Annotated in this window: 1 protein-coding gene; it reads right to left on the reverse strand. The window is 69.9% G+C overall.

Annotation, left to right across the window (positions count from 1 at the left end):
* Positions 1 to 262: 262 nt before the first annotated feature.
* Positions 263 to 12,583 carry a non-ribosomal peptide synthetase gene (locus tag HPY32_RS12510; RefSeq protein ID WP_231951437.1) on the reverse strand — a complete coding sequence of 4,107 codons (12,321 nt, stop codon included), beginning with the start codon at positions 12,581 to 12,583 and terminating at the stop codon, positions 263 to 265.
* Positions 12,584 to 12,714 lie beyond the last annotated feature (131 nt).

Genomic DNA, 12,714 nt, shown 5'->3' on the forward strand with positions numbered 1-12,714 from the left:
GGCGGGGCGTACGCGGGCCGGGCGGGTCATGCTGTCATCGCTTCCACAACCGGGTCCTGCCGTACCACGTGTTTCTCACCCTTGCCTGTTGTCGCTTCCAGCGCCTTCGCAGCGCCACCCTTCATCAATCGAGCGCGGCCGTCGCGTGCGTTACGGCTGCACAGACGTCCCGGCCGGGGTCGACCCGGCCCGGAACCAACCTATTGTCCGGTACCGAGGCCGATCGATCACCCGTTGGGGCCATCAATCGCCTCGGTGCCGGTCAGCCCTGGTCGGGGTCCAGCATCCGGGCCAGGGCGGGCCCGATCTCGATCAGGCCGTCCGGACCCGCCAATTGCTCGTGGGTGGTCGCCACCGGCCGGTCGATGATCTCGCCGTCGACGTACGGACGCCAGTCCGACGCCGCGAGTCCGCGCGCGATGTTGTCCGGATCACATGCCGCGCGGAAGAATTCGACGGTGCCGTGGAACACATCGGGCCGGTGCTCGGCCACCAGTTCGGCCGATCGCACCGCGCCGCGATAGATCCGCCGCACCTGCTCGGGGGTCAGGGAGACGAGGTCGGCGGGGATGGTGGCGTGCAGGGCGGCCAGCGCCTCGTCGCTCAGCTCGCGCAGATCGCCCGCGGGCAGCACGTCCGGGCCGACGCCGAGTTCGGCCAGCGCGCCGCGCAGCGTGGTGTGGAAGTCGGCGACATCCAGGCGCGGGTACCCGTCCAGAATGGCGAGCAGCTCGACCCGCTCGCCCGCGGCCTGCAGCTCGGTGGCGATCGCGTGGGCCAGCACACCGCCCAGCGACCAGCCGAGCAGGCGATACGGCCCCCGTGGCCGCACCCGCCGGATCTCCGCGACGTAGCGAATCGCCATGTCCCGCAGCGACTCCGGAACGTAGTCCGAGGTCAGCGCCGGAGATTGCAGGCCCCACAGCGGCTGCGGCAGATACTGCGCCAGCCCGGCGTACGCCCAGGCCAGCCCGTACATCGGGTGGATACAGAACACCGGGTCGCCGGTGCCCGCCCGCAGCGGCAACAGCACGTCGAACGCCGAATCCAGCCCGCCGCCCGGCACATCCGCCTCGGCATCGATCCGCCGCGCCAACCCACTCACGCTGGCATCGGTGAAGAACCACGGCACCTCGACCCGCACCCCACCGACCTCCCGCAACCGCGCCACCGCCCGGGTAGCCAGCAGCGAGTTCCCACCACGCGAGAAGAAGTCGTCATCCGCCCCGACACCATCCACCTCGATGCGGAGCAACTCCGCGAACACCCCCGCGACAACCCGCTCGGTCCCCGTCCCCGGCGCCCGAAACGCCTTGTCACTCACGAACTCCGGCACCGGCAACCCCCGCCGATCCAACTTCCCATTCGGCGTCAACGGCAACTCCCCGAGCACCACAATCGCATCGGGAACCATGTACCCGGTAAGGAATCCCCCAACCTCCCCCCGAAGCCCAACCGGATCGATGACGGCATCACGCTCGCCGACTACGTATCCCACCAGCCGATCCCCGACAACCTCGTCCCTGCGGACAACAACCGCCGCTTGGCCGACCCCGACGCACCGCAGCAAAGCTGCCTCGATCTCCCCGAGCTCGATCCGAAACCCCCGCAACTGCACCTGCTGATCACTACGCCCCGCGTATTCCAGCTGCATCTCGCGCCACAGGCCCACGTCGCCGGAGCGGTACAGACGTGAGCCGGGGGGGCCGAAGGGGTTGGCGATGAAGCGGGTGGCGGTGAGGGCGGGGCGGCCGAGGTAGCCGCGGGAGAGTTGGTCGCCTGCGATGTACATTTCGCCCGGTACTCGGTTCGGGGCCGGGTGGAGGCGGGCGTCGAGTACGTAGGTCGACAGGCCCGGGAGGGGGCGGCCGATGATGCTGGCCGGGGTGTCGGCGGAGTGCTCGTCGAGGGGCAGGAACGATACGTGCACCGTTGTCTCGGTGATGCCGTACATGTTCACCAGGCGGGCCCGGTGGCCGCGCTCGTACCAGGCGGCGAGGCGGCGCGGGTCCAGCGCCTCGCCACCGAAGACGATGTGCCGCAGGGCGAATTCGCCGGTCGAGGCGGCGCGGTCGGCCGCGATCAGCTGGTAGAACGCCGACGGTGTCTGGTTGAGCACCGTCACCCGCTCGCGAATCAGCAACTCCCGGAATTGTTCCGGTGATCGCGAGGTCGCGTAGTCGACCACGACCACGCTGCCGCCGTAGGCGAGCGCCCCCCACAGCTCCCACACCGAGAAGTCGAAGGCGAAGGAGTGGAACATCGTCCACACATCGGTCTCGTCGAAACCGAACAGCGGCTGCGCATTCGCCAGCAGCCGCACCACATTCCGGTGCTCGACGCCGACGCCCTTGGGCACACCGGTCGAACCGGAGGTGTAGATGACGTAGGCGAGATGATCGGGACGCAGCGGCGCACGCCGGTCGCGATCGGTCACGGGGGCATCGTCGAATCCGGCCGCCGCGTCGAGCAGCACTACCGGAATATCGCTGCCCGGCAGCGATTCCCGGGCCTCGACGGTGGTGAGGATGCAGGCCGGGGCGGCGTCGGTGAGCAGAAATTCCAGCCGCTGCACCGGATAGGCGGTATCGATGGGCAGGTAACCGGCGCCCGTCTTCAGCACGGCGAGCAGGGCGACCGGAAGCTCCCCGGTGCGCGGAACCGCCACGGCCACCAGCGATTCCGGTCCCACACCGCGAGCGATGAGGGCGCGGGCCAGGCGATTGGCGCGCCGGTCGAGCTCGCCGACGGTCAGGGTGCCCGACTCGGCGCGGATCGCGACGGCGGACGGGCGGCGGCCGGCCTGCTCGTCCAGCAGGTCGACCAGGGTCGCGGCGGTCGCGGGCCGCGCTTCGGCCAGCGGCGCGTTCCATTCCCGCAGCGCCGCTTCGCGTTCCGCGCTCGTCAGCAGCTCGATATCGCCGACGACCGCATCGGGCTCGGTCAGGGCCAGCAGGATGCGCCGGAACCGGTCGGCGAAGCCGCGCACGGTGGCCTCGTCGAACAGGTCGGTGGCGTAGCCGAACACGGCCGAGATGCCCTGTGCCGCACCGTCGCCGCCGGTCAGCTCGGCCACGGTGAGCTGGAGATCGAATTTCGCCGGGGGCGCGCCCGTGTCCAGGCCCGTCACCGTCAGATCCGGCAGCCGCAGCTCGCCGGTGGCCAGGTTCTGGAAGGTCAGCATGACCTGGAACAGCGGATGCCGCGCCGCCGACCGCACCGGATCCAGCAGCTCGACCAGCCGCTCGAACGGCACATCCGCCTGCGCGAAGGCGGCCACGTCGGTGCGCCGCACCGCGCGCAGCAGCTCACCCACCGTGCCGCCCGGATCGATGTCGGTGCGCAACACCAGGGTATTGACGAACATGCCGATCAGATCGTCGAGTTCGGCCTCGCCGCGACCCGCCACCGGCGTGCCGATCGCGATATCGCGGGTGCCCGACAATCGGGCCAGCAGCACCGCGAGGGCGGCGTGCAGCACCATGAACAGCGTCGAATGATGGTCGCGGGCAAGGCGGTTCAGCGCCGCGTGCAGCTCGGCATCGATCTCGAATTCCACCGTCGCGCCGCGATTGGTCGCGACCGCCGGGCGCGGACGGTCGGCCGGGAGATCCAGCTGTTCCGGCAGCGCCGCCAATTCCCGCCGCCAGAAGGCGATCTGCCGCGACAGCACCGAGTCCGCATCGTCCTCGGAGCCCAAAGCCTTCCGCTGCCACAGCGCGAAGTCGGCGTACTGCACCGGCAGCGGAGCCCACGCGGGCGCCTCATCACCCGTGCGGGCGACGTAGGCCAGCATGAGATCCCGCGTCAGCGGGCCCATCGACCAGCCGTCGGAACTGATGTGATGGGCCACGAACACCAGCACGTGCTCGGTGGGTGCGAGCCGGAACAGCCTGGCGCGGAACGGAATATCGACGGTCACATCGAAACCGGCGGTAACCACCGCGGCGACCTCGGCGGCCACCCGATCGGGATCGACCGGTATCGGCGACAGCTCCGCCTCGACCTCGCGGGCCGGATGCACCAGCTGCACCGGGCCGGTGGCGGTGAGCGGATAGGTGGTGCGCAGCACCTCGTGCCGCGCCACCAGATCGGCCACGGCCCGCGTCAACGCGACCTCGTTCAGGTTGCCCGACAGGCGAATCGCGACCGGAATGTTGTACACGGCGGCGGCCGTATCGAATTGGTTCAGCACCCACATGCGCTGCTGCGCGAACGACAGCGGCACGGCATCCGGGCGCGGCCCCGCCACCAGCGGCGGCCGACCCACATCGCCCGCCCTCTTCTCGACCGCCAGCGCCAGCGCCGCGACCGTCGGCGCTTCGAAGAGGCTCCGCACCGATACCCGCGCCTGGAGCGCCGCCCCGATCCGGGCGGCTACCTGGGTGGCCAGCAGCGAATTCCCACCGATCTCGAAGAAGTCGTCGTCCGCACCCACCCGCTGCACACCGAGCACCTCGGCGAAGGTGTTCGCGACGATCTCCTCGATCGGTGTCGTCGGCGCGCGGAAGGCGGCGGCCTCGAATTCGGGCTCCGGCAGGGCATTTCGGTCGAGTTTGCCGTTGACGGTCAAGGGCAGGGCGTCGAGCACGACGAAGGTCGCGGGGACCATGTAGGACGGGAGGGCCGTCGACAACGCGGACTTCACCTGTGCCACATCCACATCCGTGCCCACCAGGTAGGCCACCAGGCGGTCACCGGTGCGGGCGTCCGACTTGGCCAGGACGGCGGCCTGCGCGATGTCCGGCAGGGCGAGGAGGGCGGACTCGATCTCGCCCAGCTCGATGCGGAAGCCGCGGATCTTCACCTGGAAGTCGGTGCGACCCCGATATTCCAACTCCCCGTTGGCATTCCAAACCACGAGATCGCCGGTGCGATACATGCGAGAACCGGAGACCCCGAAGGGATTCGGGACGAAGCGCTCCGCGGTCAGCCCGGGTCGCGCGAAGTAGCCCCGGGCCAGTTGGGAGCCGGAGAGGTAGAGCTCGCCGGGGACGCCGGTGGGGACCGGGTTCAGGCGGGGGTCCAAGACATAGGTCTGGTTGTTCCACTCGGGGGTGCCGATCGGAACCGAGACGGTGTCGGCGGCGGTGACGCGGTGGTCGGTGATCGAGACCGCGGTTTCGGTCGGGCCGTACAGGTTGTGCAGGGCCGCGGCCGGGAGGGCGGCGCGCACCCGCTGGGCCAGGGCGGCGGGCAGGGCCTCGCCGATGGCCAGGACCCGGCGCAGGGCGGCGAGGCTGGAATCGGTGCGCTGGGTCAGCAGGGCGTCGAGCATGGACGGCACCGCGTGCAGGGTCGTCACGCCGGTGCGGTCCATCAGGTCGTTCAGGTAGGCCGGGTCGCGATGCCCGTCGGGCGAGGCGATCACCAGGCGGCCACCGGAGACGGCGGCCGACCAGAACTCCCACACCGACAGGTCGAAGGTCGCGGCCGTCTTCAACAGCACCGCATCCTCGGTACCCAAGCCGAATTCCGCTGTCTTCCACAGCAATTGGTTGACAATCGCCGCATGCGGCACGGCTACACCCTTGGGGCGGCCGGTCGAGCCGGAGGTGAAGATCACATAGGCGATATGCTCCGGGCGCAGTGGCGCAAGGCGTTCCGCGTCTGTGATCCGCACCTCCCCAGTGATTCCGAACTCGAATTCATCGATCCGCACCACTGGCGCAGCGTCGGTCTCGAATCCCGTTGCGGCATTGGTCAGCACGCACACCGGCGCGGCCGTCTCCAGGATGTACCCGGTGCGTTCGGCGGGCTGGTCCGGGTCCAGTGGCACGTAGGCGCCGCCCGCGCGGACCACGGCGTACATGGCGACCACGAGGTCCACCGAGCGGCGGAAGGCCAAGGCCACCCGCGCCTCCGGGCCCACGCCGAGCGAGATCAGGTGGTGCGCCAGGTGATTCACGCGGGCGTCGAGCTCGCGGTAGGTGAGCGAGCGGAGTTCCGAGCCGCCCTCGTCGGCGACCAGTGCCACCGCATGGGCCGTCGCCGCGACGGTCGCGCACAGCAGGGCATCCAGCGTCGGCTCGCCGCCACCTCGCACCACCGCCGAATCCAGCGGGTAGCCGGTGATATTCGGGCGGATCACCACATCGTGATGCTCGGCGCGGCCGAGGATATCGATATCGCCGACCGGCAGCTCCGCCTTGACGACAACGGCGCTCAGAATCCGCGACAGCCGCTCGGCGAAACCTGCGACGGTGTCGGCGTCGAAAAGGTCGGTGGCATAAGTGAAGAAACCACCGATACCGGCTGCCGAACCATCCTCGTCATAGCTGTCGGCCACAATCAGATGCAAATCGAACTGGGACACATCCAAATCCGCATCCACACCCGCCACGCTCAAACCCGGCAACTCCAACGCGGTCCGCGCCAGATTCTGGAACGACAAACCCACCTGGAACAACGGATGATGCGCGGTAGAACGCAGCGGATTGAGCACCTCCACCAGCCGCTCGAACGGAATATCCGCATGCGCGAACGCCTGAAGATCCGTTTCCCGCTGCCGCACCAACAGATCCGAAAAACCCTCCCCCCGATCCAACCGCGTCCGGAACACCACCGTATTCACGAACATACCGATCAAATCATCAAGCTCAGCCTCACCACGACCCGCAACCGGCGTACCAACAGCAACATCATCCGACCCCGACAACCGAGCCAACAACACCGCCAACGCCGTATGCACAACCATGAACAACGTCGCACCATGGGTGCGGGCGAGTTCCGTCAGTCCCGCATGGGTTTCCGCGTCCACGCGGAACGGCACCCGGCCACCCGCGAGCGACGCCACCGCGGGCCGCGGCCGATCCGTGGGCAGCTCCAGCAGATCCGGCAACCCGGCCAGTTCCCGCCGCCAGTAGGCGATCTGCTGGGCGGCAATAGAATCCGCGTCGGACTCGTCACCCAGCACCGCGCGCTGCCACAGCGCGTAGTCGGCGTACTGCACCCGCAGCGGCGCCCAGCTCGATGCGACACCGCCGAGGCGGGCCGCGTAGGCGGTCATCACATCGCGCACCAGCGGCCCCATCGAGGATCCGTCCGCCGCAATGTGATGCACGACCACCGCGAGCACATACTCCGCCCGCGCACCCGGCGCGTCGGCGATCTCGAACAGCCGCACCCGCAGCGGCACCTCGGTGGTCACATCGAACGGCGTCGCGGCCAGCCCGTACACGACCGTGGCCACCTCGGCCGCCGAGATCGGCTCGGGCACAGCGAATATCGCGTCGTGTTGCGCGGCGGCGGGCAGGATCACCTGCACCGGGCCGTCCGGGGTCTCCGGGTACACGGTGCGCAGCACCTCGTGCCGCACCAGCACGTCGCCGAGGGCCGCCGACAGCGCGGCCACATCCAGCTCACCGCTCAGCCGCAAGGCGAACGGCAGGTTGTAGGCGGCCGAGCCGACGCCGTCCCGTCCCGCATCTGTACCGCGATCCAGCCCGACGCCGTCCTGATCGAAGCGGTTGAGGAACCACATGCGTTGCTGCGCCAGCGACAGCGGCAGCCGGTCCGGCCGCGCGAGAGCGCCGAGTTCGACGGTGCGGCGGCCGTGCGCCTGCGACTCCACCACCGCGGCCAGCGCGCTCACGGTCGGCGTCTCGAACAGCGTCCGGACCGGGATGCGGGCGTCCAGCACCGCGCCCAGCCGCGCCACCACCTGGGTCGCGACCAGCGAATTACCGCCGAGCGCGAAGAAGTCGTCGTCCGCGCCGACCCGCTCCAGCCCCAGCACATCCGCGAAGACCCCGGCCACGATCTCCTCGACCGGTGTTGCCGCGGCACGGAATTCGCGCGCGGCGAAGACCGGTTCGGGCAGCGCCCGCCGATCGAGCTTGCCGCTGGCATTGAGCGGGAACGCGTCCAGGGCCACGATCGCGGCCGGAATCATATAGGCGGGCAGCACTTTACCGATGGCGGCCAGCAGCTCGGTCTGCTCGATCCGCTCCCCGGGCAGCGGCACCACATACGCGACGAGCTGATCACCCAGGGCCGACGACGCCACCAGCGCGACCGCCTGGCTCACCGCGGGCTCGGCCAGCAACGCGGTCTCGATCTCGCCGAGCTCGATGCGCTGACCCCGGAACTTCACCTGAAAATCGGTGCGGCCCAAATACTCCAACCGAGGCGGCAACTCCCCCTCGGCATCCCGCCACACCACCAGATCACCGGTGCGGTACATGCGGGAACCGGGCGTGAACGCATCGGCCACGAACCGATCCGCCGTCAGATCCGGCCGCCCCACATACCCGCGCGCCAATTGCGCACCGGCCAGGTACAACTCGCCCGGCACCCCGGCGGGCACCGGCTGCAACCGGCCGTCGAGCACATACACCCGGGTGTTCCACTGCGGCAACCCGATCGGCACCGACGACCGACCCTCTTCCCGCGCAGGCCAATACGTCACCGAGACGGCCGCCTCGGTCGGCCCGTACAGGTTGTGCACCCGGGCGTCCGTTACCGCGCGCACGGCCGCCACCGTCTCCGGCGGCAGCGCCTCGCCGATGACGAAGATGTCCCGCAGCGTCGGGCAGGAGCCCGCGGTCAGGTGCGCGGCGAAGACGGTGAGCATGGACGGCACGAAGTCGGTGACCGTCACCCCCTGCGCCGCAATGGTTTCCGCGACATAGCGCGGATCGCGATGCCCGTCGTGCGTGCTCACCACCAGGCGGGCGCCTGCCCGCAGCGGCAGGAAATAACCCCACAGCGACACGTCGAACGTGGTCGCCGTCTTCTGCAGATATACATCGCCGGGGCCCAGCGGATACTCGGCGAGCATCCACTCCATCTGGTTGTGAATGGCGGCATGCGAGACCGCCACGCCCTTGGGCCGTCCGGTCGATCCGGAGGTGAAGATGACGTAGGCCGGATGCTGCGGCCGCAGCGGCGCGAGGCGGTCGGCATCGCTCACCGGCGCGGACGACAGCGCCGACTTCAGCCGATCCATGGGCAGCACCGTCCACAGGTCCGAGGACAGCGCGGCCATATCCGACGCATCGCGGGAGGTGGTCAGGATGCACACCGGCCGTGCGGTGTCGAGGATGTGCGCGATCCGCTCGTCCGGGTGATCCGGGTCGAGCGGCACGTACGCGCCACCGGCCGTGACGATCGCGTACATGCCCACGACGAGATCCAGCGACCGCCGAACGGCCAGGCCCACCAGGGACTCCGGGCCGACGCCGTAGGAAATCAGCAGCCGCGCCAGGCGATTGACGCGCGCATCGAATTCGGCGTAGGTCAGCGCCGCGCCCTCGTAGGTCACCGCCACGGCGTCCGGGGTGGCGGCGGCCGCCCGCCGGTACCCGTCGAGCAGCAGCCCCGGCGGCACCGGATACCGGGTGTCGTTCCAGCCGTGCAGGATTCGCCGCCGCTCGGTGGCCGACAGCAGGTCGATCGCGCCGACCGGGAGTTCCGGCGCATCGGCGACCGCGGCCAGGGTACGGGTCAGCCGGTCGGCGAACTCGGCCACCGTGGCCTCGTCGAACAGGTCCGCGGCGTAGGTGAACAGCGCCGAGAACCCGCCCTCCGCACGCGGCACCACGGTCAACTGCAAATCGAATTTCGCTACCGCACCATCGAACTCGACGGCATCGGCCACCAAACCCGGCAACTCCAACCGCGGCTTGTCCATATTCTGAAAGAACAACGCCACCTGAAACAACGGATGATGCGCCTGCGACCGCACCGGATCCAGCACCTCGACCAGCCGCTCGAACGGCAGCTCGGCGTGCGAGAACGCGCCCAGGTCCGTGTCTTTCGCGGCGGCGAGCAGATCCAGGAACGACGCCCCGGCGTCGACCCGGGTCCGCAGCACCAGGGTATTGACGAACATGCCGACCAAATCGTCGAGTTCGCGCTCGCCGCGCCCGGCGACCGGGGTGCCGATGGCGATATCGTCGGTGGCCGACAATCGCGCCAGCAGCACCGCGAGGGCCGCGTGCACCACCATGAACAGCGAGGCGCCGGTCCGCTGCGCCAATTCCAGCAGCCGGGCATGGATCTCGGCGTCGACCTCGAACGCGAAGTCGCCGCCGCGACCCGAGGCCACCGGCGGCCGCGGCCGATCCGACGGCAGCTCCAGCCGATCGGGCAGGCCCGCCAATGCCGCACGCCAGTAGGCGATCTGGGCCGCCGCCACCGACTCCGGATCGGCCTCGTCACCCAATACCGCACGCTGCCACAGCGTGTAGTCCGCGTACTGCACCGGCAGCGGCGGCCACGCGGGCGCGGCCCCGCCGCACCGGGCGATGTAGGCGCCCATGAGGTCGCGCACCAGCGGCGCGACCGAGGTGCCGTCGGCCGCGATGTGATGGATCACGATCGCGAGCACATGTTCGGCGGCGCTGTCACCCGGTGCGCCGGAATCGGTTTCGAGCAGGGCGACGCGCAGCGGCACCTCGGCGGCGACATCGAACCCGGCCAGCGCGAAGGCCGTCAGCCAGTCCGGGAGCTCCACGGCGGCAACGGGTTTCGGCGCCAGGTCCGGGATCGCCCGCTCGGGCGGCAGCACCAGCTGGTAGCCGGTGCCGTCGATCGCCGGATAGACGGTGCGCAGCGTCTCGTGCCGCTCGACCACGTCGGCGACCGCGGCCTGCAGCGCCTCGATGTCCAGCGTGCCGGTCAGCCGGATGGCGAAGGGAATATTGTTGGCGGCCGAGGCCGTATCGAACCGGTTGAGGAACCACATCCGCTGCTGCGCGGGCGAGAGCGGTATGCGGTCGGGCCGCGGCATGGGCGCCAGCGGCAGCCGGTGCCCGGTGCCGACCAGCGCCGCGATGCCCACGGCCAGACCGGCCACGGTCGGCGCCTCGAACACCAGCCGGGCGGGCACCCGGGCCCCGATCTCCGCGCCCAGCCGGGCGGCGACCTGGGTGGCGATAAGCGAGTTGCCGCCCAGCTCGAAGAAGTCGTCGTCCGCGCCGATGGCCGCGGTGCTGTGCAGCAGATCGGCGAAGACCGCCGCCACCAATTCCTCGGCCCGTCCGCTGGGGGCGCGAAACTCCTTGGCCTGCAGCACCGGCGCGGGCAACGCGGCACGGTCCACCTTGCCGACCGGGGTCAGCGGAATCTCGTCCAGCACCATGACCGTCGTGGGCACCATGTGCGCGGGCAGGCTGTGACCGGCGAAATCGAGCAGCCCCGCGGTATCCACGGTCCCGGCCGCGGCATGCACGTACGCCACCAGAATGGTTGCCCCGCTGTCGAGCCGGTGCCCCACGGTGACCGCGAAGTCGACGGACCCGTACCCACCCAGCACCGCGTCGATCTCCCCCAGCTCGATCCGGAAACCCCGGATCTTCACCTGGAAATCATTGCGGCCCACATAGTCCAGCTCATCGTTCGCCGTCCACCGCACCAGATCACCGGTCCGATACAGGCGAGACCCGGAGTCCCCGAACGGGTTCGCGACAAACCGGGATGCGGTCAGCGACGGCCGCTCGTGATAGCCGCGCGCCAATTGCGCACCGGCGATGTACAGCTCGCCCACCGCGCCGTGCGGCACCGGCGAAAGCCGGTCGTCCAGCACGTATTCGGTGATCGCGCGAATCGGCCCGCCGATGGTGATCAGCTCGCCCGGCACCAGCGGCGCGCTGATATTGGTCACCATGGAGGTCTCGGTCGGCCCGTAGGCGTTGAAGAACTCCCGGACCCGGCCGTCGCTTCCGATCGGAACGACCCAGCGGCGCAACAACTCCGGCGGGCACGCCTCGCCACCGACCACCACCACGCGCAGCGCGTCCAGCCCCACCGGATCCACCGAGGCCAGGGCGGCGGGGGTGATGAACGCGTGCGTCACCGCCTCCCGGCGCAGCAGCGCGGCCAGCTCGTCGCCGCCGTACACCGACGGCGCGGCCACCACCATCGTGGCCCCGCCGCCCACCGCCAGCAGCAGCTCCAGCACCGACGCGTCGAACGACGGCGACGCGAAATGCAGTGTCCGCGACTCACTTCCGACCCGGTACCGCTCCCGCTGCTCGTCGCAGAAGCTCGACAGCCCGGCCTGGCTGACGACCACGCCCTTCGGCTTCCCCGTGGAGCCGGACGTGTAGATCACATACGCCGGATGCTCGGCCCGCAGCGGACGCAGCCGATCCTCGCCCGTCACCGGCTCGGCCGAGCACTGCTCCAGCCCGGCGCGGACGCCGCCGTCGAGCACCAGCCACTCCACCCCACCCGGCAGCCGGTCGCGCACGGCCGACACCGTCAGGCCCAGCGCCACACCGGAATCGGTGACCATGTGCGCCACCCGATCGGCCGGATAATTCGGGTCGACCGGGACGAATCCCGCGCCGGTCTTGGCGACCGCCCAGAGCGCGACCACCGAGTCCACCGAGCGCGGAATACCGATGGCGACCAGGTCCTCCGGGCCGATGCCGCGCTGGATCAGCAACCGCGCCAAGCGCGTTGAGCGTTCGTCGAGCTCCGCGTAGCGCAGCGTCGCCAATGTCGCTGTGGCGTCGGCGAAGACGATCGCGGTGCCGTCCGGATTCGCCTCCACCGCCGTCATCAGCAGGCGCGGCAGCGTGGTGACGCGGGTGCGGCGAGCACGGGTCGGACGCTGGCGGGCAGGGCGCGTCACGCGCACCACCCACCGAGGATCCGGCGACTGTGGGCATTCCTACTGCGGCAGTCCCGAAATCCGCCAACCATCGAGTTGCAACCTTCTCCGTACCTGAGCTGAACCCCACAGATCTTGCCTTGCCGAAGCCA

Source organism: Nocardia terpenica, assembly GCF_013186535.1.
Lineage (GTDB): Bacteria > Actinomycetota > Actinomycetes > Mycobacteriales > Mycobacteriaceae > Nocardia > Nocardia terpenica.